Below are 24,857 nucleotides of genomic sequence, written 5' to 3'. Positions count from 1 at the left end.
GGACTAAAATGAATATTTCCATGAAAGCAAATAAGTCAGTTGTCTCTTCAAAGACGTTTCTTAGGTGGATCTCGTTCTTTTTTGGTCTGTTGTTGGTTTTGGCGGTTTTACTATTTGAAACGTATGTAAAAAAAGATGTGTTAACGCTAATAGATAGCGAGTTTTCAACAACAAATCAGCGATTAAGGGAGGTGGTGACTTCATTTATATCTCGATCAAAATCAGATATTAGATTTTTACACTCTACACCGCCAATTTCAGGGTTACCAAGAGCCCATTATAACAATGGTATAGATCCATATGATGGAACCACTTATACACAGTGGAAAGAGCGATTAGAGACCATATTTATTGGCTTTATGGAAAATAACTTAAATGTTGAGCAACTGCGCATCATTGCCGTTACAGCCGCAGGGGAAGAGCTAATTCGTGTACAGCGCCGAGGTGCTTCAGTTGAGGCTGTACCCGATTATTCTTTACAGCCCAAAAGTGGGGAGTTGTATTTTTTGCCCAGTTCGCAGCTTGAAGTTAAGCAAATATATTTATCTCCGATGTCGTTGAATCGCGAGTTTGGAGAAGTGACCTTTCCATATAAGCCGATGTTACGATTTTCTATCCCTATTTACAGTGAAGAAGGTAAGCGTTTTGCTTTCTTAATTATGAACGTGAATGCAAATGCGCTAATTGAAAAATTAGCAACCACAGTGTTTGACTATTCTCAGCTTATAATCAGTAGCTCTGAAGGCGACTTTTTATACCATCCTATCGAAAAGTATCGCTTTACAAGAGATTTAGCACCGAACATCACATGGGATACGCTATATGAGCAGTCGATCCAATATCAAGGACTTTATCGTGTTGATTCGAAACAAAAAGCGGGTGATCAATACTATGTGTTTTCCGATATAGTTCAAATGCGACCGGGAAAAAAGTTTAGTTATATTGATTTAAGTACTGTCGTTTCAAAGCAGTATATCGATACGATGATTAGTAATAAACGGCTTTTGACTTATGGCTTTTTATTGGTAATCATCTTTTTTACTGTAATACTGCTTATTACTTTTTATCGAAATGCAACCAGAAGCCAAATGCTAGCTGAAGCACGTAGGGAGTCATCAGCCATTGTCGATGGTTCAATTGATGCCATTGTTGGATTAAATCTTCAAAGTGAACTAACCAGCCTTAACTTTAGTGCAGAGCGATTATTATCAACGTCTAAATCTTTATCTATAGGTATGCATACTAATGAATTGATATTACTCCAACAGCTGCCGATAGATAAGTATATTGCTGATTTGGAAAACTCGAAATCACAAATCAAAGATGAACGGTCCGTAGAGGTAAATGGGCAATCTTACTTTTTTGCTATTTCTGTAAGCCCGGTATTTTCTGAACAGCTTGTACTCAATGGCCTCGCGCTTATTATCAGGGATATTAGCAAAGAGAAAGCGGCTGAAATTAAGGTAAAACGTTTGAACTCTGAGCTAGAGTCAAAAGTTAGAAACAGAACACAAGATCTTGCTGAAGCGAAAGATCAGGCTATCAAAAATAGTGATCTTAAAAGCGCGTTTATTTCTAATATCAGCCATGAACTAAGAACCCCACTTAATGGTGTGATTGGAACATTGAATATTTTAAAGCGCGAAGAATTACCAGAACAATCACGCAGGTTGATTAGCACGATGGAGTTAAGTGCTATTAATTTAAGCGTGTTAATAAACGATATTTTAGATTTGTCTAAGATTGAAGCGGGTAAATTTGAATTAAACTTAAAAACATTTAATCCCAAATATTTGATTGAAGGCTTAGTTGAATCGTGCGCCATATTAGCCTTTGATAAAGAGCTTGAGGTTTATCTTGATACACGAGGTTTAAATTGCCAGCGAGCTGTATCAGACCCATTAAGGTTAACCCAAATAATCAATAATTTAATTAATAATGCGATTAAATTTACAGAGCGTGGTTTCATAAAGATCAAAGTTGAATCAGAAAAGATTGAGGATCAAAAACACAAATTACTCATTAGCGTTCAAGATACTGGCGTAGGCATTGAATATAGTGCCCAGCAGCATCTGTTTAATGCATTTAACCAAGCTGATAGCTCTATAACCGCTGAGTCTGGCGGTACGGGACTCGGATTATCAATATGTAAAAAGTTATGCCTGATGATGGGGGGCGATATAAAAGTGAACTCGGTCCCACTTAAGGGCAGTACGTTTAGTTTTGAGATAATAATTGATAGTGAAAGTAGTGAGAATACACCACAGAACAAGCATTATTTGTCTAAAAAAGTCTTAGTTATTAATAATAATAAAGAATCTCAAGAGCTATTAGGGCAGTTAATTCGTCATGAAGGGGGCGAGGTCGAGTACTCAAATTTTGAAGATTTAGCAGATATAACTGCTGAACCTTATGACATTATTTTCTTAGATGCAGAAGACAATAAAAGTGGTGAGTTAGAACAAATAATTGATGGCTTCATGCACCATAATTCAAACATTAAAATTGTTGTGTTACACAAACCCGGATCGCCATTACCTAAAGGTATTTCAAGTAAGGTCACCACAATTAGTAAACCATTCACACAAAGTGATTTACTAAGAGCGACTGGATTAACTCTGAGTAAGGTTGATCAATTGCAGTTACTTACAGTAGAAGCAAGCGAAAACAGTAATATACCAGTACGAACTTTAGAGCAAATTGATGGGTGTAGTATATTAATTGTTGATGATAATGAGATAAATATCGCAGTAGCAGTTGGATCACTTGAGTTTTTACCAATTTATGTAAAAACAGCAAGTAACGGTGAGCAAGCAATAGAAGCGTTAAAATTTAGTCGCATAGAAGGCAAGCCAATACGTTGTATTTTGATGGATTGTCAAATGCCTATCTTAAATGGTTACCAAGCTTGTGAGAAAATTCGTGCAGGAGATGCCGGTAATGAGTTTATAAATATACCTATTATTGCTATGACAGCTAACGCCATGATGGGCGAAAAAGAAAAGTGTTTATCGGTTGGCATGAACGACTATATTAGTAAGCCTATTCAAGCAAATGAGGCGCAAGCTAAAGTAATAGAGTGGACATTATCTAATTACGAAAAAAATGAACACTCTGTCACTGAAATTTTGGCTGAAAAAGAAGTGTTATGGGATCATGGTGCTGCACTTTCTCGTTTACTTAACAAAGAAGCTTTGCTTATTAAAATTTGTACTATGTTTATTAAAACAGCACCTGAAAAATTTAACCAACTAACAGAATTTGTCGATGATCATAATTATGAACAAGTTCGTCAAGTTGCGCATTCTCTTAAAGGTTTATGTGGTGAGATAAGCGCCGACAGGTTAAGAAGTTTGTTTGCAGAGATTGAATTACAAGCAAGCAAGGGGCAACTAGATATTGAAAAAGAGTTTTCACTTCTGGAAAAGCTGCTTCCTGCGTTATTGAATGACATGAATGAGTGGCTAGAAGAAAATAACAGTTAGATATGAGTTATTTCATGAAGTGGCACATATCAGCCTCTTAAGTTTTAACCGGATTGCGGTGATCATCTAAAACTATATGAAATTAAGCAAATAAAAATAATTCTCAATTTTATGCGATTATTAATTGCGAACTGTTTACGTTTAGATTAATATACAAGCTCGAATGTAATTGAGAGTGGTTTGTATTCATGTATATCTGTTTATGTCACGGTGTGACAGATAAAAAAATTGAACAAACAATCGACGAAGGTGCGACTACAATGCGCGAGCTTTCTAAAGAGCTTAAAGTCGGTAGCCAGTGCGGCAAATGCTGCGGCTGTACTAAAAAGATCCTCAATCGTAAACTTATCCAAATCGCTGATATTACTGAGCAAGTGGCGTAGCTATTGCTGGTAATTGTTTAATCTCAGTGACATTTATTTGTATTATAAAAACTAAAAAAGCAGCCTAAGCTGCTTTTTTTGATATTAACCAAACGTTACATTTGCGACTGCAGGTAGTTTTCAATACCGGTGCTTTTAATTAACTGTTGTTGCGTTTCTAGCCAGTCAATTTGCTCTTCTTGCTCAGATAAAATGTTATCGAGCGCTTCGCGGCTAATATAATCTTTTTTACTTTCAGCAAGTTTGATCGCATCTTTTAGATCAACCAATGAATCTAGTTCAAAACTCATGTTGCAAGCAATCATTTCTTCGCTGTTTTCGCCAATGCGTAAACGGCCAAGATCTTGAAGATTAGGTAGGCCTTCTAAAAATAAAATACGCTCAATTAAACGGTCAGCGTTTTTCATTTTTTGAATCGAGGTTTTGTAATCAGCTTTGTCTAATACGCTAAAACCAAAATCTTTAAACATACGGGCATGCAAAAAGTATTGATTAATGGCAACTAATTCATTTGCCAGTATTTTATTTAATGCAACAAGAACGTCTTTATCGCCTTTCATAATTTAGCTCCTATTCGCCCATTTGTGATTGGTGATAGTTTTGGCTACCAATTTTATCAATCAAACCAAGTTGTTGTTCAAGCCAGTAAACGTGATCTTCTTCGGTATCGAATAATAGCTTTTCAAGGATCTCACGTGACTGATAGTCTTTTTCTTGCTCACAGACTGCAATTACTTCTTTAACACATTCAACGACTTCAAGCTCTAGGGTTAAGTCATTTTGCATCATTGATTTAACATCATGACCAATAATAAGATCACGGCGTTTGGTCATGTTTGGTACGCCTTCGAGGAATAAAATACGCTTAATTAACCAATCAGCGTGATCTTTTTCTTCTTCCATTTCATGATTAAGGCGTACATAAAGTTTATCTAAACCCCAATCATCGTACATACGTGAGTGGATAAAATATTGATCGATTGCTGCAAGTTCATTTGCAAGCAATGTGTTAAAGCTGTCGATAACTTTTTGATTACCTTTCATAACGGCCTACCTTGAAATTCATAATTGCGACAAGTTTAGTGTAAAATCACAAGATTGCAAGTATTTTCCTTTTAAATCATATGGTTAATATTGCGTGTGATTCTCGTTTAAGTTTGCATTGTTGGTTGCTTTGTGAACAGATTGCTATTTATATTTAAGGTTAAAGATGAAATTAAGAAAGGCTCGTTCATTGCACCGCGCAATGAACGAGTTTAATGATGCTTAAAATTTATATTTAACGCCAACAGTTGCTGTTGTTCCTAAACCTTTGATGTTGTAGCCGCCGAATGTATATGACTGAGCACGGGCTGGAAAGTAATCTTCGTTAAATAAGTTCTCGATACCTGCAAACCCTTGCCAGTTATCAGCAAATTGGTATTGGCCAGATAAGTTAAAAATATTATAGTTTTCAACTGGGCCCTGATCGCCCACATATTTGCCATCGTCATTTGCTGCAAAGCGTTTTCTATCGCCGACATACAGGTAACTTAATGTTAGTGACATAGCATCACTAGGTTGCCAGTTTAGGTTAGCTGTCGCTTTTGGTGGGCTGATCTGTTTAGAACCTAAATAAACATCTGCTTCGGTGTTTTTACCTTCAACATAGCTATACGTTGCCAGTAATTTTAGGTTTGCAGAAATTGTATAATCTACCAGTGTTTCGTAGCCCCAAATTTCCTGTGGTGCTCGCACTGGTTCATATACGCCGGTCACTTCATTAAATTTATTGGTTGTGCCAAGTTCAGAGGTACTACGATAGGCGGCAACTTCAATACGTACATTATCAAATTGTGAATTAAAACCAATTTCATAGTTGTCGATGATCGAGGCTTCAGTTTGGATCTGTCCAATATCGTTTACCGTGGCAGCACGCAACAAACGGCCAATATCTGAAATATCGGAGCCTTGTGAGTAGCTTAAAAATGGGCTGAATTTTTCATCAAGGTTGTACTTAATACCAACATTATAGGTTGTCGCATCGTAATCTATAGTGTCGCCTTTAACGTTAATAGGTACTGAGCACTGAGTTGGCGTTTTACATAGTTTAAGTGTGCGGTAGTCGTCTACCGTTAAATCAATGCTTTCTTTGCGAACACCGGCTTTGACAATAAGGTCATCAGCAATCACCCATTTGGTTTGTAAAAAGCCAGCAACACTTTGCATATCCATCTCTGGAACCCAGATACGGCCATCAACAAGTGGCTGCGAAGTCACATCGGTTAATGCATCGATACCATAAATAAATGAGGCTTCGATAGAATCAAAATCTATTAGGGTATTAAATGTTGCGCGTGCGCCTTTTTTCTCAGATCTTATAATTGACTGGCCGCCGTCATAATTTTCGTCTTGATTAGCAAGATTGGGGGAGAAGAAAAACACGTTTTCTATATCTTGCATATAAAGATCTAAGGTCATTTGGGTGTTATCAAATAGCGCGTAGTCTATGTACTTTAGGGTGATATTTTCGTTGCCTTCGGGGCCTTGTGGTTTACCTTGTTTTTGTAATTCAGGTGGTACATGGATTGCGTAGGTTTTTTCGCCTAAGCTGATATCGCCAGCAACATCGCCAAGGTCAGTTTTTTGCTGCGAACTGAAGTAGTTATAACTAAATTGTAGCTGTTTTTCGTCATCAAAATCATAGCCCAATTTAGTAAAGTAGTTTTGTGTAACTGCGTCAGATAAACCATATTGTAAACCGAGTATGTCACCCTGGGCATCGCGTTGTACGCCATTTTCTTCATAGCTGGCAGTAACTAAATAGCTAAATTTGTCAGCACGGCCATTAATGGCTGCTGATAGCCTTGCACCGGCACTTTCCTCAAGTTTTACCGCACTAAAGCGACTCGATAAACTTATTTCACCTTCGGTTTTACCATCACTTTTTGCTTGTTTAGTGATGTAATTAATAATACCGCCTGATGCACCGTTACCGTAAATAGAGGTGGCACCTTTGATCACCTCAATGCGGCCGATAGCACTTGGGTCGAGGCTCTTTATACCTAAAGAGCCATTACGCAGTGGGGTTGATTGCGGCACGCCGTCAATCATTATAAGTGGTGCGCGACCACGCAGCGTTTGCCCGGTATTACTCGAACTACCTGTATCAGGGGCAAGGCCCGGCACCATTTGCGCAAGTAAGCTTTGTAGCTCTGGATTTACTTTTAAATGCTCTTCGATTTGCTGTTGATTGATAATAGTAATTGATGCGGGAACCTCATCAATGCTTTCAAAAACACGGCTACCAGAGACAACCACATGCTCCATTTGCGTATCGGTTAATTGGTTTTTATTGATTGCTTCATCGGCAAAAGTGGCAGTGCTTACAGCGAGGGCTAATAAAGTGAAAGAGGTTTTAAACATGAAGATCCTTTACGACTATGTAATTATGAGATATTGCTGTTTTTATTGGCGCAATAATAAGTGTAAAGAAGTGTAAAGGCAAGGGTATTGATAGTTATTATCAATTGCATTTTGTTTTTTGCTATTCAAAAAAGTTAAACATCAGCATTATGCTTGCAAAAAATGCCAACCAAAGCGGCGCACTTGCTTGATATTTTCCGACATTAAAAAGTTGATAACAAAAACCAATAAGCAGTAGTAGCTCAATAAGTAGCTGGAGTGGAAAACCCACAAAGGCATAAATGATTCCTATCACTGAGAGAAAGCTATTACCTGATAGTTTGCTCAAGGTGCCAGTAAAAAACTCGGCTGCTATAAAAAAGCACAAGTGGTTGATTATAAATAATAATAGAACACTTTTCATAGCTCTCGTCCTTAAGCTTTTTTCCTGATGCGCTAATAAGTGATTAATTCCATGTAATTGGTACGATTAATTTTAGGAGCTAAAATAGGAAAAATAAAGCAACGTCACTTGTTTAAAGTATGAGTTGCCACAAGGCAAAAAGTACATTTACATCGAGTCAGGAACGGCAGTTATTTGAAAGGTAAGGGTGGCATGAGTTGATCTGACAGTGTTACTGGTGGTGTGAACTTAAAGTTATTGTTCAACATCACCAGTGCGAGCTGATTTATTAAAACGTTATAATGCTGGGTTATCTATAATGGCGCTTATACCAAAAGTAACCCCCGCTGATAGTAAAAAAAGCAGGCAGTAGTGCAACCAATAGCCATAACATTTGCACCAAAAAACCGGCAAAATCGCCAATATGAAATTTGTATTTAAAATTCCACGCGCGAGTTGTGAGGTTGGCTTTTGAGGCATCGTAAGATTGCAGGACTTGACCGGTGTATTGATCGGCCCATACCCAACTATAAGCATGACTTTCATCAGGGTTTCTTACTCTAAGTGCAACTGGGTCGCTGGCTTTTTTAGGCAAATAGATACGAAATAATTCAGCCTCAGGAAATACAGCTAATGCGTTTTGTATAGCCACTGCAAAGTTATCGCCATTGATTATATTTGGCACCTCGAGTTCCGGCGCTTTAGGGCGTGCCTCTACATTATTTTGTGTTACAAACTCAAGCACTGCTTTGGTCTCGTCTTTCCAGTGAAATGCCATACCAGTAAAGGCAATTAAAATAAGAGGGATAAATAGATACATGCCAATCACTGTATGGAGTTGGTAAAGCAAAATACGTAATTTAGCCTTGGGTTTTATTACTAAACGTTTTAGGCGATTTTTAGGTTTAAGCCACATGTATACGCCAACGAATATATTGATAATAAAAATTAACGCACAGATAGAGACCCAATTGCGCAGCGGCTTTTTGCCATCTGTATCTTGGTATAATAGCCAACGATGAACGGCCATGGTAAAGCCATACACTGTACTGTAATAATCATATTTGAGCAGTACTTGTCCGGTATATGGGTTAACGCTGATATAGTTTTTATCAGCAAGCTGGGCTTGCCATGCAACAGTGGGCTGCTGCTCTGGCATAAGTAAAGTGACATTTTGTTTGGAGTGAATAGCCAGCGTATTGATAAGCACCGGATAGGCCAGTGGTGTTGATTGCGGGGTTACTGTCCAATATTGCGGGTTAATGATTTGCTGAATGTCTTTTGCGTAAATTAAAATAGCGCCGGTGATGCTTAAACAGATCAAAAACAGCCCACTAACTAATGTCAGTATTAAATGAGTACGGCGTAACCACAGCTTTAACAACACAGATATCCTATGATATTTATAAAAATAAAGATGCGATGATAAATGAGAACGCGAGCTGTTTTCAATAAAAATCCGATTAAATGCAATTATGAGTTCGCATCATGGTTTGTTATTGTGGCTGTTTATATTCAATAATACATTGCTCAATAGCAAATTCATGGTGTAAATAGTCTTTAATTGCGTCAATATCAAGTGGCTGAGTAGCTATGATCACCAGTTCACAACAGGTCGTTTTCTCATCAATTTGCCAGGCTTTAATGCTGAGTACTTGGCTAATTGTAAAGTGCTTTTGTAACGCATTAGTGATTGCTTCACGATTAAAGTTATTGGGCGCAGCTTGCATAAGAATTTTGCAACTTTCAATCAGTAGTAATACCCCGTGATAAATTACATATGCCGAAATGAATACTGTGGCAATCAAATCAACAATATACCATTGATAGAGAATAATTAAGGTACCAGCCACAATTACCACGATCGAGGCCATAGCATCAGACACATTATGAATAAATGCAGCGCGAATATTCATGCTATTTTTTGCCCCCGCACGAAAGGTCAACACCGCCGTCGCAACATCAATTACTAGTGCTAATGCTGCCACCCACACTACAATCCAGCCATCGATTGGGGTTGGGTTAAAATAGCTGTCAATGGCTTCTAGTATTAAAAATCCACCAATAATGATTAAGGTGCTGCTGTTTAACAATGTGGCTAAAATTTCTGCACGTTTATAACCAAAATGATAGTGCTCGTTAGCGGGTTTATTACCAATTCTACGGGCGATTAATGCGATAAAAATAGCCGCTGCATCACTGAGGTTATGCAGTGCATCGGCAATTAAAGACAGACTGCCAGAGATGAGACCGCCAACAACTTGGGCAATAGTAAGTAGCACATTGATAAAAACAGCGAAGCCTAGCTGGCGATCACTTTGGTCGTCATTGTGATGACTATGAGAATGTTGATGAGCCATATTCAGTATTGCCTAAGTTGTTATTATATTGATACTACAATACTAAATGAGCATTGCTGAATTAGCCAGCGGCATAAAGTTGGCATCTGTCGCGAGCGGTTAAGCACTTCTCAGTAACGAAAAGATGTGTTAAGTTAGCTTGGAAATCGTTCAAAGGATATATTGCTTGAAGCAATTAGTGTTGTTAATCTTAGCGTTTGTACTACTTCAGCCTGTGCTGGATAGTTTTGACGTGGCTGATCATAACACTGCTATTAATGTAACTTCGCAATTATTACATCAACAAAGTCAATTAGACGAACACTGCTCTGTCAATAACGATCATGATATTCATCAACTGCAACATCAGCAATTAAGCCAAGCCTTAGCTGATAACGCCGATGATGCGCATTGTCATGTATGTCATATCCCCGCATTTTTTACTGAGCCGTGGCAGCAGTATGTCAATTTACCAAGCTACGACATTATTAGTTTGAACGCCCCTGCATTTAATTCGCGTCTGCTTATTCCTGATCTACGCCCTCCAATTACTCACTCACTAAGTTAATTTTTAGCTGGCCAACATCATGGTCACCGATTTATTTAGTAAGAGTATATGTTATGAATTTATACAAACCATTTGGGTTTGCTTGTCTGTGTGCGACTGTATTAGCTGCACCACCCGCATTGGCTGCGCCAACGCATAATACCGGCGATTTAACCTGGTTGTTGTTGCAATTAAAACAACACCCAAATTTACAGGCTGATTTTCAGCAGCTGCAAAGTGCCACTGCATCTGTGCGAGCCGCAGGGCAATCTCTATATAATCCAAACCTTGAGTCGAGTATTGAAAAAGAAGGCGATGCTAATAATTTTAGTATTGGGCTGAGCCAAACATTTGATATTAATGATCAACAACAGGCACAACACAGTGCGGCGCTACTTACACTGGTTGCACAGCAGCAGCGTTTGCAATTAACGTATTTACAATTAGTTGAACAAACCCTGATTGCGCTTATCAATTGGCGCAGTAGTAAAGCAGCTTTTCAGTTAGCGCAACAGCAAGAGCAGCAATTAGAGCGTTTAGTTACCGTGGTTAAGCGCCGTCGAGCGGCCGGAGAAGTCGGGTTGCTGGATGAACAATTAGCATTGTACTCACTATCAGAAATTTTGAATCAAACCGCCCAACAAGCCAGTGCTTATGCAGATGCTAAATTAGCTGTGCAGGCACTGTTACCAACGTGGCACGAAGATGGACAGCTGACACCTGAACAGTTACTCAGTGGTATTAAACTCACTACAGATACTGAAAATGTGGTCCAACATCCACAACTTTTGCTGGTGAAATCACAATGGCAACAACAGCGTCAGCAAGTAAAGGTGATCAAAGCAGAGCGAGCCGTCAAACCAACCATTGGGCTTGTAGCAGGTAAAAATGGTGATGATAACCTTGTCTCTGTGAGTTTTTCTATGCCGCTGAATATAGTGAATAATTTTAGCGATGAATATCAAGCTGCAGAATTTATGGTGATGTCAAAAGAAGCCGAATATCAAGCTTTAAAGCGCACTATGACGTTTCAAGCGCAAGCCAGTAAAGAGGTGATGCAAGCGTACGCTCAGCGCGTTAAGCGTTGGCAGTCGATTAACCAAGCAAATGCAGATAGCAGCCTTACGTTGATAGAGCAACAATGGCAAAGCGGTGATATCAGTACCGCTGAGTACCTAACCATGCGCCAACAGCGTATTTCAGGATTACTTGCTGGCATTGAAATTGTTCAGCAGAGCCAACTGGCGAGTGTGAATTGGTTAACGCAAAGTGGTCAACTTAGCCATTATATTTCTACCTTTACGGATCCCCTAACTGATGGAGCTGCACTATGACGCGCTTAAAAATTATTCTTTCTGCTCTGCTATTTATTTTTAGCAATTTAGGGCAGGCAACCACTGTTGCACAACAAAAGTTTGATGATACAAAAACAGGTCATCAACACAGTGAAGAAGCACCGCACGCTCATACACCAGATGCAGCCCTTGATCATAGTGCTACCACAGCAGTACAACCGAGTGAGAATGTTGAACATGATCAAGCCGGCGGGGTACGTTTAACCCCGACACAAATGCGTTTAGCAAATGTGCAGATCAGCCCATTAGTGAAGCGCACTTATCAAGCGCAGTTGTATGCCCCTGGTGAAATCAAAGCTAATGGTTATAGCAGTTATGTGTTGTCGCCACGGGTAGATTCAATTGTGGTGAAACGTCACGCAACCTTAGGACAACATATTCAAGTAGGCGCACCGTTAGTGACTTTATTTAGTGCCGAGGTCGCCAGTGCACAAACCACTTATCGATTAGCTAAAGCACAGTGGCAGCGGGTGCAAAAAATGGGCAAAGGTACGGTGAGCGAAAAACGCTTACTCACAGCCAAGGCCGAATATGAAGTGGCTCACAGTCAACTTGTGGCGTTTGGTTTATCGGCTAAAGCAATTGCGCAAAGTGCGGTCAGCCCAGCCGATAAACTGGGGGAGTACACATTATTTGCTGGTACGTCAGGGGCTGTGCTCAGTGATAATTTTGCACAAGGGCAGCGGGTCGATGCGGGAATTGAACTGATGCTGATTGCTGATGAAAGTCTACTGTGGGTTGAAGCGCAATTGTCGGCAAATCAAACCATTAATATTGATACAGGGACAATAGCGCAAGTGAAAGTGAATCAATTCACATACCCAGCCAAGGTGATCCAAGAAGCACACACTATAGATCAGATCACTCGTTCACGGATTGTGCGTTTAAGTGTACAAAACAGCCAGCATCAATTACACCCAGGGATGTTTAGTGACGTGTATTTTGAATTTTCAACTGAGCAACAAGTGTTGGCAGTACCAGAGCAAGCTCTACTTAGGAACCCAGATGGTGATTGGGCGGTATATGTGCAAGATGAAGACGGTGAACTTATAGCAACTGAAATTGAACGTGGCCGACGGTTTGGTCAGCTTCGTGAAATTAAAGGATTAGCTGAGGGCACTAAAGTCGTTACTCAAGGAGCATTTTTTGTCGCATCAGCACTAGCTAAAGGCGGTTTTGATCCGCACAACCATTAGGAGCTAACACTATGTTTAATAATATAATAGATAGTGCGATTGCTAATCGACTACTGGTTTTGCTGACTCTTTGTGTATTCATTGTCACCAGTGTTGTGGTGATCCCAAAACTCAACCTTGATGCTTTTCCAGATGTTACCAATGTGCAAGTGGCTGTTAATACCGAAGCACCAGGTTTGGCTGCCGTTGAAGTTGAGCAGCTGATCACTTACCCAATTGAAGCGGTCATGTATGCATTACCTGATGTAGAGCAAGTTCGTTCGATTTCTAAAACGGGGCTTTCTGGTGTTACCGTGGTTTTTAAAGAAGGGGTGGATATCTATTTTGCCCGCCAACTGGTATTTGAGCGTTTGCAAGCAGCGAAAGAACTGATCCCGGACGGGATTGGCTTGCCAGAAATGGGCCCGAATACGTCAGGGCTCGGGCAGGTTTACCAATACTTATTAGCGGCATCACCTGAGTCTGGCTTGGATAGTATGGCGCTGCGCAGCTTAAACGATTGGATTGTCAAATTGCTTATTCTACCTGTTGATGGGGTTACCGAAGTACTGTCGTTCGGTGGTGATGTGCGTCAATACCAAGTAAATCTTAACCCAAATAAGTTATTGGCTTATCAGCTCGAACAACAACAAGTGGTAACTGCACTGGAAGAAAACAACACTAATGTAGGTGGCTGGTATATGAACCGCGGCCAAGAGCAGTTAGTTATTCGTGGAACAGGTTGGTTTAATGCCGGCACACTAGGGCTGCAAGAAATAGCACAAACGCCATTGAAAACCATCAATGGCACAGTGATCACCATTGCCGATGTGGCAGAGGTGACGCTTGGCAGTGAAATTCGCCAAGGTGCCGCTACGATGAGTAAAAAAGATGGTCAAGGTAATGTGCAATCATTAGGTGAAGTGGTGACAGGGGTGGTATTAAAACGCATTGGTGCAAATACCAAGCAAACCATTGATGGTATTAGCGCGCGGATTGCGATGATCAATCAAGCACTACCAGAGGGGGTAACGTTTGAACCGTTATATGACCAAGCTGATTTGATCACCAAAGCGGTTGATACTGTGGTGGATGCCTTGCTATTAGCGTTTGTATTTATTGTGGTTGTGCTGGCGTTATTTTTAATGAATTTACGCGCCACATTATTGGTTTTATTGTCTATACCAATCTCCATTAGTATGGCTTTATGTGTCATGTCGTGGTTAGGGCTCTCGGCTAATTTGATGTCACTCGGTGGTATTGCTGTGGCAATTGGTATGCTGGTGGATGGCTCGGTGGTGATGGTGGAAAATATTTTTCGTCACTTAACTAACAATACTCATGCTGATCACTCACCGGCTAAATTGATTACTGTGGCGGCTAAAGAAGTTGCCAGGCCGGTATTTTTTGCTGCACTAATTATTTTAGTCGTGTTTATGCCGCTGTTTAGTTTTGAAGGTGTAGAAGCTAAATTATTCCAGCCAATGGCTATAAGTATCATGTTAGCCATTATTTCTGCTGTGATTGTTGCGCTAGTAATCGTGCCAGCAATGGCAGTGTATTTATTTTCTAAAGGTGTCACAGTTAGGCGCAGTGTATTACTTGAGCCGTTAGATAAAACTTATCAAATATGTTTACGCTGGGCAATGAACGCAAGTAAAACGGTGATCTCGCTGGCGGGAATATTAGTGGTGATTGCTGGTATCTTATTGCCGCAACTAGGCACTGAGTTTGTGCCAGAGCTTGAAGAAGGCACTATTAACTTACGGGTAACACTGGCACCTTCGGCAAGCTTGGATACAGCATTAATGGTCGCTCCTAAGTTGGAAGCGATATTATTGGCCTTTCCTGAAGTTGAGTATGCACTTAGCCGAATTGGTCGCCCAGAAGTCGGGGGGGATCCAGAGCCAGTTAATAATATTGAAATTTACTTAGGTTTAAAGCCGGTGAGTGAATGGCAATCAGCTGCTAATCGTGCACAACTGCAAGTGTTAATGGAACAAAAATTAGCGCAGTTTCCTGGTTTATTGTTTAACTTTTCACAGCCGATAGCCACGCGGGTGGATGAGCTACTATCAGGGGTGAAAGCGCAACTAGCGATTAAGCTGTTTGGTGCTGATTTAGATGTGTTAGTCGCTAAAGGGCAGCAAATTGAGCAAGCTGTAAAAGGTGTTGCTGGCGCTAAAGATGTGGCAATGGAACAAATTGCTGGTGAAGCACAATTAGTGATAAAACCGAACCGCTTAGCACTTTCTCGCTATGGTTTATCTGTGGGGGATTTAATGTCGATAGTGCAAGATGGCATTGGCGGCACTGCGGCAGGGCAAATTATTAATGCCAATGAGCGGTATGATATTTATGTGCGCATTGGGGCAGAGTTTCGTGACAGCCCAGAAGCCATTGCAGACCTGCGTTTATTATCACCGACAGGTGCCGTGGTTAGGGTTGGGGATGTCGCAACGGTTAATATTGAATCTGGTCCGCCACAAGTGCGTCGTGATGACGTTCAGCGCCGAGTAGTGATCCAAGCCAATGTACAAGGGCGCGATATGGGCTCAGTCGTCGCGGATATTCGCCTTGCCATAGCTGAGCAAGTTGATTTACCGTCAGGTTATAGCATTAGTATTGGCGGTCAATTTGAAAACCAACAACGTGCGCAGCAGCGTTTATCTATCGTGGTGCCTATTTCGCTGGCTTTGATTGCATTACTTTTGTATTTTGCATTTGGCTCGATAGGCCAAGCATTGCTGATTTTAGTCAATGTGCCGTTAGCTGTTATTGGTGGTGTGGTTGCACTTTACGTATCAGGGCAATATTTATCAGTGCCAAGCTCTGTGGGTTTTATTACCTTGTTTGGGGTAGCTGTGCTTAACGGCGTGGTGATGGTTGAGAGTATTAATAATCGCGTTAAAGCGGGAGATAGTCTACAAAGCGCAGCATTTAATGGCGCACTATCTCGGCTGCGACCCGTACTAATGACGGCGTTAACCTCAGCGCTTGGTTTGATACCCATGTTGATATCAACAGGGATCGGCGCTGAAATTCAAAAACCATTAGCAACGGTTATTGTTGGCGGATTATTTACCGCAACCTTTCTTACCTTATTTGTATTGCCGGTACTCTACACTCAATTTAGTCAGCAGTTTTACCGTGTCAATGGGAATAAAAACTAGCTCTACTGCAGTACCTTACACAAGGCGCATAAACTTGCGTCTTGTGCTATTTAGTGCATTAATATAAGTAAGTTTCTAAAACAATAAAAAGTTGATTATGGAAATACAATGCTGAATGGCCTGTTAAAAAATAAAAGCCAATCTATACGGACGAAACTGATTGTTACTTTTATTGTCATTGCGCTAGCACCATTATTTTTAATGTCTTGGTTTAGTCTTCAACATGTAAGCAACTCCCTTGAAAAAAGCGCCCAAACTGAACTTGGTGAATTAAGCAGTATTGGTAAGCAATTTGCGAATATTTGGTTTGCAGATCACATTAAAGACCTATATCTATTAAATGATCAACTAAGTCATAGCCAGCTAAATAAACGGCTACTGATTGATGAGTTTGTTGATCGATATGATTTTGTCAATGAAATTCATATTATCTTCGACCCCTCAAATACCCCAAACCCAGTTAATAACAGTGCGTTTTCAGCCTTAAATCGTGATCAGTTAATTGCGATGCTAGCGGCTATTGAGCAAGGGCAAAAAAGTGTATTTATATCTTCAATGGGGGCTGAAACACATCATTTTGTGGCGTTACCTATGATAGACGAGCAACGCGGACTTTATGCAATAGTATTAGCGAATATAAATTTTCAAGGCTTGCTCGATAATTTAGAACATATTCATAATAATAATGAGGGACTAACTTTCTTTATTGTGAAAGCAGGTGAAATCAAAGGTGCCCAATTGCACCCGAGTGTATTACCAAAAGCTGATTATTTTACTAATGTGGCAAATACTGAACAGGTTTTTACCTATCGAAAAATAGATGACACATTACACTATGCCATTTTAACGGACTTGAATTTTGCAAACGCCACAGGCTGGCAGCTATTGGTTGAAAAGCCTGCAGCCGTTATGTTGCAAGGTGCCAGTGACTATAAGTTTGCAGCTGTGGTTGCTAATGCTTTTGCATTTTTAGTGATCTTAATTCTATCGTGGTGGTTTGGACGACGTTTATCTCGCCCGTTCATTAGTCTTGCCAATGCCAGCGCTGAAATAACCCGAGGTGAGCGCAACAATATTCCTATTCTGGAAGACAGTAGTGAATTACATCAGCTGTCGATTGATCTAGAACACTTAGTCAGTAGTAAGGTACAACAGCAAGAACGGCTAGAGCATCAAAGCACAGCGCTTCAGCTTGCCTTAAAACAGTTAGCGGAACAAAAAAGTGCACTTGATGAACATGCAATTGTTGCTGTGACCGATATCAAGGGCACGATCACCTTTGTTAATAAGAAATTTTGTGAGATCAGCGGTTACAGCGAAAGTGAATTGTTAGGAAAAAACCACCGTATTTTAAACTCTGGGACTCATCCTAAAGATTTTTTTAAGGACATGTATAAAGCCGTAACCGCAGGCAATGTATGGCATGCGCAAATCTGTAATCGAGCAAAAAATGGTGACTTTTATTGGGTCGATACTACAGTTGCGCCTTTTTTAGATGAACAGGGCAAGCCCCAAAGTTATATCGCTATTCGCACCGACATCACAGCATTAAAACTACAAGAATTTGAACTCGAACAACACAAAACACAATTACAATTAGTGTTGGACAGCACTGCAGTAGGGATTTGGGACTGGTATGTAGATACTGGCAAAGCATACTTTAATAACCGCTGGGCGAGTATTATCGGTTATAAATTGGAAGAACTACAACCAACTGATTTTAATACATGGAACAAATATACTCATCCAGATGATCTTGTTACTTCAGGGCAGCTTTTAGAGCAGCATTTTGCGGGTGAGAGCGATTATTATGTCTGCGAAGTTCGTATGTTGCATCGTCTCGGACATTGGGTGTGGGTACTGACCACAGGACGTATCGTTGAGCGCAATAGTGATGGCTCTGCAAAACGAATGATAGGTACTCACCTTGATATTACAGAGCGAAAAGAAACAGAAGCACAATTACAATTGAGTCGCGACCGATTTGTGTCTCTGGTCGGCAATATTCCAGGCATTGTGTATCGATGTAAATACGATGCCCAATGGAGCATGCTCTACCTGAGTGAACAAACAAAAGTTATTACCGGCTATGAACCAAATGATTTAGTTGATAATCATAAGCTTAGCTTTGTTGAATTAATTCACCCGGATGATGTTGCTAGCGTGGCTGAGAAAGTGAGAGTCGATATTGATGCTCGTCAGCCATGGTCATTAGAATACCGTTTGGTCGCTTCTGATGGCTGTATTCATTGGGTACATGAAAAAGGTCAAGCAGTGTATGATCAGGCTGGCAACGTATTGTATTTAGATGGTTTTATTCATGATATAACCGAGCGTTATCATACTCAATCGACACTTTATCGCCAACAAAGTTTACTTGAAGCAATGAGTAAACAAGGCCAAATTGGTGCCTGGGAAGTGGATTTAGAAGCACAGACAATGTATTGGTCCGATGAAGTCAAAGCAATTCATGAAGTCGCTGACGACTACCAGCCAGTAATAGGGCAAGCTCTTGATTTTTATAAGCAAGGTGAACATCGTGATAAAATTAGCGAACTGTTTGAAGATGCAGTTATTAATGGTAATAGCTGGGAAATTGAGTTAATCCTTGTCACAGCGTTAGGCAATGAAAGGTGGGTTAAGTCGATAGGGCAAGTTGAATTTAAAAATGAACGTTGCGTGCGTGTGTATGGTTCATTTCAAAATATTGATACTTATAAACATCTCGAATTAGAGAGTAAAAAAGCCAACCAATATAATAAAAACCTAGCGAGTTTAACCGTCTCACCTGAGTTATTGGCAGGTAATTTCGATGTAGTAAAAAATTTAGTGACGCAGTCAATGTGTGATGTACTTGATGTGCAACGCTCAGCAGTGTGGGTGTTTGATGAAGCTAGCGATGAAATGACGTGCGTGAGTTTATTTATCGATGATCAAGGTTTTGTTGAGCAGCCTTTAGTGCTTAAAGCGAGTGAATTTCCCGCTTATTACCAAGCAATATTTGCACAAGGTTTAGTGGCAATTAATGATGTTAATAGCCATCCTGCAACCGCCGAATTGATTGACACTTACACAACACCATTAAATATTAATTCGATGCTCGATGCCGTTATATCTACCGGTGAGGGTATATTAGGAGTGCTCTGTGCGGAAAGTGTCGGTAGCTATCGCTGTTGGAGCCAAAATGAAGAAACCTATTTACGCTCTTTAGCGACCTTAGTGGGCAGCGTGTTAATGTCGCAAAGGCGTAAGCAAACCGCCCAAGAGCTGAAAATTGCATTAGTCAAAGCCAATGCTGCTGCAACAGCAAAAAGTCAATTTTTAGCAACCATGAGTCATGAAATTCGTACCCCAATGAATGGGGTGTTGGGTATGCTTGAGCTGATCGAACTTGAAGCGTTGACCAAGCCGGTGCGAACGAAAGTCGCGATAGCAAAAAATAGCGCGCATTCTTTATTGTCGGTGATCAATGATATTTTAGATTTTTCGAAAGTTGAAGCCGGTAAAATCGAGCTAGAAAGTATCAACTTCAATGTCTGTAATTTACTCGGAGAGGTGGCGGAATCTCAAGCCCTTGCGGCGCAAGATAAAGATATCGAAATCATTATTGATTTAGTGGCTGTGACACCGGTGCAATTTAAAGGCGATCCGGGGCGTATTCGCCAAGTGCTGACCAATTTACTGAGTAACGCTGTTAAGTTTACTGCGCAAGGTGAAGTAGTGATCCGCGCATCAGTAACTCCTATTGAACAACAATATCAGCTCAGTATTTGTGTAAAAGACTCTGGCATCGGAATTGATCTAACCAAGCAAGAAGATTTATTCAGCCCATTTTCGCAAGTAGATGCCTCGACTACGCGTGAATATGGCGGCACTGGATTAGGTTTGGCGATTAGTAAACAATTGTGTGAGTTAATGGGTGGAGAAGTAACGTTAGTCAGTGAGGTAGGGCATGGTTGTGAGTTTACCGCGACAGTGATGCTAGAGGCGGGAAGTGACACTGAGCGTAGTATACCGACCATAGATATGACCAAGCTCACTATATTGGTGGTTGATGATAACGAAACCAATCGGATTGTGATAAGCCAACAGCTTGCTCATTGGGGTGCAAAAGTTGAGCTTGCTTGTAATGCAGCACAAGCCTTGCAGTTATGTAAAAAGCGCCTTGCAGATAAACTTAATTTGTATGATATTGCCGTGTTGGATATGCAAATGCCAGGAATGGATGGCTTAGCACTGTGTCGAAAATTAAAAGCCGATGATGATTTTAAAGCAATGCCATTAGTAATGATGACCAGTATTGCTGGCATGGAAGGAGTACAACGTTTTAGCGATGCAGGGTTCCAAGCGTATTTTCCAAAACCTATCACTACGGCTGATTTGATCAGTGCCATGGCGGTGATCGCTCATGGTGGTAGCGCCGATTTACCTTTAGTGACATCAAGTTATATATCCTCACTGCGTAGTGATCAGCATAGAGCAAATAGCCATATTTTATTGGTTGAAGACAATCCGATTAACCAGCAAGTATCTAAACTAATGTTAAGTAAACTGAATTTTACCGTAACGCTAGCGGAGAATGGTCAGCAAGCCCTTGATATTTTAGCGAAAGTACCTGCAGAACACTTTAATTTAGTGCTCATGGACTGCCAAATGCCGGTGCTGGATGGATTTGACGCTACTCGCGCAATTCGTGCCGGTGAGGCGGGTGCTAAACATCAACAGATCACAATTATTGCACTCACAGCCAATGCAATGGATGAAGACAAACAGCTGTGTTTAGCGTCTGGAATGGATGACTACTTGGCTAAACCAATTCAACTACAAATATTAAAAGATAAACTAGATCAGTATTAAACAATGCAGTAATAAATAAGAGAGCTTATGACAGACCAAAAAACGATTACCTTAAGAGATGCGCAGCCTTCGGATGCTGCTACTATTTTGCATTTTATTACCGAATTGGCAATTTATGAAAAAGAGCCCGATGCGGTTAAAACCGATGAACAGGCGATTTTAAAAACCCTGTTTAGTGAAGGTGCAACAGCGCATAGTTTGATTTGTTTTGAAGGCGATACGCCAATTGGCTTTGCGGTGTACTTTTACAATTATTCGACTTGGCTTGGCAAGAATGGCTTGTACCTTGAAGACTTATATGTCAGCCCAGATAGCCGAGGTAATGGTGCGGGTAAACTGATTATGCAACATTTGGCACGCCAAGCTATCGCAAAAGATTGTGGCCGTTTTGAATGGGTGGTACTTGACTGGAATCAACCTGCGATCGATTTTTACAATAGTATGGGGGCAGAGCCACAAAATGAGTGGATCATTTATCGGCTTACAGGACAAGCATTAATTGATTTTGCCGAGAAATAAAAATACGTAATATAAATAAAAATCATTTGCATTAAGTTGTTTGACTGTGTAAATTAATCACATCATTTAATTTTGTGCAGGTGATTTTTATGTCACACCCACAGTTTCACAGCAGCAATAAATTGTCTCAGGTTGAGCAAGTATTAAGTCCTTGGCAAGCCAACATCATTGCTGGAAATACAGCGTTTGAACGCGGTGCTTTAATTGAAGCTCGCGATAAATACACGACAGCACACACCCTCTCAGCTCGTTTATTAAGCCAATTTAGCCAAGCAAAAATATGCCAGTCAGTTATTAGCGCAATTGAACATTGCTGCCCCGCATTCGTTGTTGCCGCTCATAATTTAGCGGATACATATCGAGCCATGAACCAAGCAGAGCAAGCGTGTCAGTGTTTGTGTGATGTGCATATAAGTTTAAGTCATTTGCTCCAGCATCCATGCGATACGGTGCGTACAGTGGTTGTGCACCATCATCACAAAACCTACACAGAGTTAGTACAGTTTGCCAAATTGCACAGTCATTACCCGCAATTAATAGAACAAATCAATCAGACGTTAAGTTACACCCCAGATCAAACTGCCACTGTGCATTGATCACTTATCTTAATCCGACAAGGAACAATTATGGCGTTTACATTACCCCCATTACCATATGAGTACGATGCGTTAGAGCCACATTTAGATGCTAAAACTATGGAGATCCACCATACTTTGCATCATCAAACATATATCAATAAAGCCAATGCGGCACTTGAAAATACCCAGTATAGTGATACTGATGTACATGAGTTACTCGCAAAGATTGACACGTTGCCAACTGAGCTGCAAAAAGTAGTGCAAGAGCATGGTGGCGGACATGCAAACCATTCATTGTTTTGGACAGTAATGAGCCCCAATGGTGGGGATCAGCCAAAAGGGAGCTTATTAGATGCGATCACAGAGCAGCTTGGCGGCTTTGATAACTTTAAAGAGTCATTTACAGCGGCAGCTGTTAGTCGCTTCGGCAGTGGCTGGGCGTGGCTAAGTGTTAATAAAGATAACCAGCTTGTGGTGGAAAGTAGTTTAAATCAAGATAGTCCATTAATGCACGGCAACACGCCGATTTTAGGTTTAGATGTGTGGGAGCACGCCTATTATCTGAAATACCAAAACCGCCGCCCGGAGTATATCGCAGCATTTTATAATGTTATTAATTGGGTTGAAGTGGAGCGTCGTTATTTAGCTGCTACCAGTAAATCAATCAGCGAATAAAGGTTGAGTGCCGAAAATGGCTAGTAAACTGTGTTTTTTCACGTACTCTATTAGCAGATGTATAGTTAAGAGCACCTTATGGATACTAGCCATTGGCAACTTGCCAGACAAAGCCGCGACCATCGTTTTGATGGACTCTTTTTCATCGGTGTTAAAAGCACCGGTATTTATTGTCGGCCAATTTGTCCTGCCCCTACTGCAAAAGAGCAAAACGTAGAGTACTTTCAATATGCGCACAATGCTGCCCAGGCTGGATTTCGCCCGTGCATTCGTTGTCGTCCAGATAGCGCCCCTGGAAGTAGCGCATGGCAAGGAACAAAAACCACAGCGCTGCGAGCCAAACAGCTGATAGACAGTGACTTAACAACGCAACAAAGCTGTGAACAGTTAGCTGAGCGACTCGGCGTGAGTAGCCGCTATTTAAGGCAGTTATTTCAGCAACATTTTGGTATCTCAGTAACTCAGTATCGGTTATTTAATCAATGTCATTTTGCTAAAAAACTGCTGCAAGAAACTAATTTATCGGTATCTCAAGTTGCTTTTGCAGCGGGCTTTAATAGTATTCGTCGCTTTAATGATGCGTTTTTACAGCAGTTACATATTTGCCCGTCAAAAATGCGTGGTGAGCGCAGCACAACACGTGCGATGTTGACGCTTAAATTACCTTTTCGGCCCCCTTATAATTGGACTGCGTTACAGCAATTTTTAGCTAAGCGGTTAATTTCACCTCTTGAGTGGCTTGGCGAGACATATTATGGTCGCAGCTTTAAAAATCAGCATTGCCAAGGTCAGTTTACGGCTGAGTTTGTAGAGCACAAACATCACTTTTTAGTCAGCATTGATATTGATCAGCCGCGCTTTTTACAGCCTATTTTAAGTGAAATTCGCAGGGTGCTCGATTTAGATGCCGATACTGCGCAAATCGAACAACACCTAGCAACTCAACTTCAAGGGGCAATTGTGTTAACCCAAGGATTGCGGTTACCGGGTATTTGGTCGGTATTTGAGGCTGGTATTCGTGCGGTACTTGGCCAACAAGTAAGTGTAACTGCCGCGCATAACTTAGTGACTCAGCTGGTGGATGAACTGGGCGAACAAGATGGCGAGCGAGTGTATTTTCCAACCCCTGAGGTAGTGGCAAACAGTGAGCTGGCATTTTTTAAAATGCCTCAAGCGAGAAAGAATGCGCTGCGTAATTTAGCGCAGTTTTGCGCCGATAACCCTGATTGTCATCAGCTTGATCAATGGCTGCCACTCAAAGGGATTGGACCTTGGACAGTAAACTATGCAAAATTACGCGGCCAAAGTCAGCCCGATATTTTATTAGCGGGAGATTTAGGCGTAAAGAAAGCCCAAGCGGGGGCAAAACCATTTAATGATGAGATGTGCGCGCCATTTCGCTCCTATTTAACCTTTCAACTATGGCAGCAGCTAACATGACTATTATCCAAACCCGCATACCCAGCCCAATTGATGAGATTATTATTCAAGGTAACCAACACGGGGTCAGTTATGTGGGCTTTTATCCAGTTATAGAGTGCTCAGAAACCCCATTTTCAGATGTTGAGCAGCCACATATTTTAAATTGTGCTGCGCAGCTTAATGACTACTTTGCAGGCAAGCGAACAACCTTTGATGTCACTCTAGCCACCCATGGCACTGCTTTTCAACAAGCGGTATGGCAAGCGCTCACCGCGGTGCCATTTGGACAAACACAGAGTTATTCAGATATTGCTCATGCACTCAATAATCCTAAGGCAGTTCGCGCAGTGGGGGCTGCTAATGGTAAAAACCCAATCAGTATTATTGTGCCGTGTCACCGTATTATTGGTGCCAATGGTAAATTGACCGGCTATGCGGGTGGGCTAGAGCGCAAGCAGTGGTTACTTGAGCACGAAGGGATCATCTAAATTTTTTGGTTTAGTTACTAAACAATTCATTTTTTCGGTCTACACTTTAGATGAAACGTCTAGGGAGCAAGATA

The 24,857-nt window shown here is 40.9% G+C and carries 18 protein-coding genes; 12 read left to right on the top strand and 6 right to left on the bottom strand.

The features are described from left to right. The first annotated feature begins 8 nt into the window (after positions 1-8). Both H5187_RS05395 and H5187_RS05390 read left to right on the top strand, forming a co-directional pair. A complete protein-coding gene (locus H5187_RS05395; RefSeq protein ID WP_182797619.1) occupies positions 9-3,485 on the top strand; it encodes an ATP-binding protein in 3,477 nt (1,158 codons plus the stop codon). A gap of 188 nt (positions 3,486-3,673) precedes the next feature. After that, positions 3,674-3,868: a (2Fe-2S)-binding protein gene (locus H5187_RS05390; protein ID WP_145236256.1), complete on the top strand. Its 195-nt coding sequence runs from the start codon at positions 3,674-3,676 to the stop codon at positions 3,866-3,868. 95 nt (positions 3,869-3,963) lie between these two features. Here H5187_RS05390 and bfr (H5187_RS05385) read toward each other — a convergent pair whose 3' ends face one another. From bfr (H5187_RS05385) to H5187_RS05360, 6 genes are all read right to left on the bottom strand, one after another. After that, positions 3,964-4,428, bottom strand: a complete 465-nt coding sequence (gene bfr / locus H5187_RS05385; RefSeq protein ID WP_182739583.1) for a bacterioferritin — start codon at positions 4,426-4,428, stop codon at positions 3,964-3,966. A gap of 10 nt (positions 4,429-4,438) precedes the next feature. Further along, positions 4,439-4,912, bottom strand: a complete 474-nt coding sequence (gene bfr, locus H5187_RS05380) for a bacterioferritin (RefSeq protein ID WP_149980077.1) — start codon at positions 4,910-4,912, stop codon at positions 4,439-4,441. A gap of 222 nt (positions 4,913-5,134) precedes the next feature. Continuing rightward, on the bottom strand, positions 5,135-7,273 hold the full coding sequence (locus H5187_RS05375) for a TonB-dependent receptor (protein ID WP_182797618.1): 2,139 nt from the start codon (positions 7,271-7,273) through the stop codon (positions 5,135-5,137). A gap of 121 nt (positions 7,274-7,394) precedes the next feature. After that, positions 7,395-7,676 (bottom strand): hypothetical protein, encoded by a 282-nt coding sequence (locus H5187_RS05370; RefSeq protein WP_149980079.1) that lies wholly within the window; start codon positions 7,674-7,676, stop codon positions 7,395-7,397. Between the two features lie 289 nt (positions 7,677-7,965). Then, positions 7,966-9,039 carry a PepSY domain-containing protein gene (locus H5187_RS05365; protein ID WP_182762260.1) on the bottom strand — a complete coding sequence of 358 codons (1,074 nt, stop codon included), beginning with the start codon at positions 9,037-9,039 and terminating at the stop codon, positions 7,966-7,968. Positions 9,040-9,151: 112 nt separating this feature from the next. Then, positions 9,152-10,015, bottom strand: coding sequence for a cation diffusion facilitator family transporter (locus H5187_RS05360; protein WP_182762249.1), 864 nt, complete (start codon positions 10,013-10,015; stop codon positions 9,152-9,154). A 166-nt stretch (positions 10,016-10,181) separates the two neighbouring features. On the opposite strand from H5187_RS05360, the gene H5187_RS05355 reads away from it, so the two are divergent. The 10 genes from H5187_RS05355 (at position 10,182) to H5187_RS05310 (ending at position 24,783) form a co-directional block, all read left to right on the top strand. Continuing rightward, on the top strand, positions 10,182-10,562 hold the full coding sequence (locus H5187_RS05355; protein ID WP_182762251.1) for a hypothetical protein: 381 nt from the start codon (positions 10,182-10,184) through the stop codon (positions 10,560-10,562). 53 nt (positions 10,563-10,615) lie between these two features. Next, positions 10,616-11,875: a TolC family protein gene (locus tag H5187_RS05350; protein WP_182797617.1), complete on the top strand. Its 1,260-nt coding sequence runs from the start codon at positions 10,616-10,618 to the stop codon at positions 11,873-11,875. Next, positions 11,872-13,092 carry an efflux RND transporter periplasmic adaptor subunit gene (locus H5187_RS05345; protein WP_182797616.1) on the top strand — a complete coding sequence of 407 codons (1,221 nt, stop codon included), beginning with the start codon at positions 11,872-11,874 and terminating at the stop codon, positions 13,090-13,092. The genes H5187_RS05350 and H5187_RS05345 overlap by 4 nt, the downstream gene beginning before the upstream one ends. Positions 13,093-13,103: 11 nt before the next feature. Further along, entirely contained in the window at positions 13,104-16,244 is a 3,141-nt protein-coding gene (locus H5187_RS05340; protein ID WP_182797615.1) for an efflux RND transporter permease subunit, read from the top strand. Between the two features lie 108 nt (positions 16,245-16,352). Further along, on the top strand, positions 16,353-21,101 hold the full coding sequence (locus H5187_RS05335) for a PAS domain-containing protein (RefSeq protein ID WP_182797614.1): 4,749 nt from the start codon (positions 16,353-16,355) through the stop codon (positions 21,099-21,101). Positions 21,102-21,128: 27 nt separating this feature from the next. Next, positions 21,129-21,620: a GNAT family N-acetyltransferase gene (locus tag H5187_RS05330; protein ID WP_149980086.1), complete on the top strand. Its 492-nt coding sequence runs from the start codon at positions 21,129-21,131 to the stop codon at positions 21,618-21,620. An 89-nt stretch (positions 21,621-21,709) separates the two neighbouring features. Beyond that, positions 21,710-22,216, top strand: a complete 507-nt coding sequence (locus H5187_RS05325; RefSeq protein ID WP_182717821.1) for a hypothetical protein — start codon at positions 21,710-21,712, stop codon at positions 22,214-22,216. Between the two features lie 30 nt (positions 22,217-22,246). Beyond that, on the top strand, positions 22,247-22,873 hold the full coding sequence (locus H5187_RS05320) for a superoxide dismutase (protein ID WP_182739586.1): 627 nt from the start codon (positions 22,247-22,249) through the stop codon (positions 22,871-22,873). Positions 22,874-22,951: 78 nt separating this feature from the next. Then, positions 22,952-24,313: a DNA-3-methyladenine glycosylase 2 family protein gene (locus H5187_RS05315; RefSeq protein WP_149980089.1), complete on the top strand. Its 1,362-nt coding sequence runs from the start codon at positions 22,952-22,954 to the stop codon at positions 24,311-24,313. Continuing rightward, positions 24,310-24,783, top strand: coding sequence for a methylated-DNA--[protein]-cysteine S-methyltransferase (locus H5187_RS05310; protein ID WP_149980090.1), 474 nt, complete (start codon positions 24,310-24,312; stop codon positions 24,781-24,783). The genes H5187_RS05315 and H5187_RS05310 overlap by 4 nt, the downstream gene beginning before the upstream one ends. Positions 24,784-24,857 lie beyond the last annotated feature (74 nt).

Source organism: Pseudoalteromonas sp. SG44-1 (assembly GCF_014164315.1).
In the GTDB taxonomy this organism is placed as follows: Bacteria; Pseudomonadota; Gammaproteobacteria; order Enterobacterales; family Alteromonadaceae; genus Pseudoalteromonas; species Pseudoalteromonas rhizosphaerae.
The sequence above is the reverse complement of the archived record's forward strand: the minus strand, read 5'-3'. Positions and strand labels throughout refer to the sequence as shown.

Excerpts from the sequence above, each read along its gene's own strand:
- H5187_RS05325 (WP_182717821.1), top strand. The coding sequence starts at position 21,710 with ATGTCACACCCACAGTTTCACAGCAGCAATAAATTGTCTCAGGTTGAG.
- bfr (WP_182739583.1), bottom strand. The coding sequence starts at position 4,428 with ATGAAAGGCGATAAAGACGTTCTTGTTGCATTAAATAAAATACTGGCA.
- H5187_RS05360 (WP_182762249.1), bottom strand. The coding sequence starts at position 10,015 with ATGGCTCATCAACATTCTCATAGTCATCACAATGACGACCAAAGTGAT.
- H5187_RS05310 (WP_149980090.1), top strand. The coding sequence starts at position 24,310 with ATGACTATTATCCAAACCCGCATACCCAGCCCAATTGATGAGATTATT.
- H5187_RS05350 (WP_182797617.1), top strand. The coding sequence starts at position 10,616 with ATGAATTTATACAAACCATTTGGGTTTGCTTGTCTGTGTGCGACTGTA.
- H5187_RS05330 (WP_149980086.1), top strand. The coding sequence starts at position 21,129 with ATGACAGACCAAAAAACGATTACCTTAAGAGATGCGCAGCCTTCGGAT.
- H5187_RS05340 (WP_182797615.1), top strand. The coding sequence starts at position 13,104 with ATGTTTAATAATATAATAGATAGTGCGATTGCTAATCGACTACTGGTT.
- H5187_RS05315 (WP_149980089.1), top strand. The coding sequence starts at position 22,952 with ATGGATACTAGCCATTGGCAACTTGCCAGACAAAGCCGCGACCATCGT.
- H5187_RS05375 (WP_182797618.1), bottom strand. The coding sequence starts at position 7,273 with ATGTTTAAAACCTCTTTCACTTTATTAGCCCTCGCTGTAAGCACTGCC.
- H5187_RS05395 (WP_182797619.1), top strand. The coding sequence starts at position 9 with ATGAATATTTCCATGAAAGCAAATAAGTCAGTTGTCTCTTCAAAGACG.
- H5187_RS05335 (WP_182797614.1), top strand. The coding sequence starts at position 16,353 with ATGCTGAATGGCCTGTTAAAAAATAAAAGCCAATCTATACGGACGAAA.
- H5187_RS05390 (WP_145236256.1), top strand. The coding sequence starts at position 3,674 with ATGTATATCTGTTTATGTCACGGTGTGACAGATAAAAAAATTGAACAA.
- H5187_RS05370 (WP_149980079.1), bottom strand. The coding sequence starts at position 7,676 with ATGAAAAGTGTTCTATTATTATTTATAATCAACCACTTGTGCTTTTTT.
- H5187_RS05345 (WP_182797616.1), top strand. The coding sequence starts at position 11,872 with ATGACGCGCTTAAAAATTATTCTTTCTGCTCTGCTATTTATTTTTAGC.
- H5187_RS05320 (WP_182739586.1), top strand. The coding sequence starts at position 22,247 with ATGGCGTTTACATTACCCCCATTACCATATGAGTACGATGCGTTAGAG.
- bfr (WP_149980077.1), bottom strand. The coding sequence starts at position 4,912 with ATGAAAGGTAATCAAAAAGTTATCGACAGCTTTAACACATTGCTTGCA.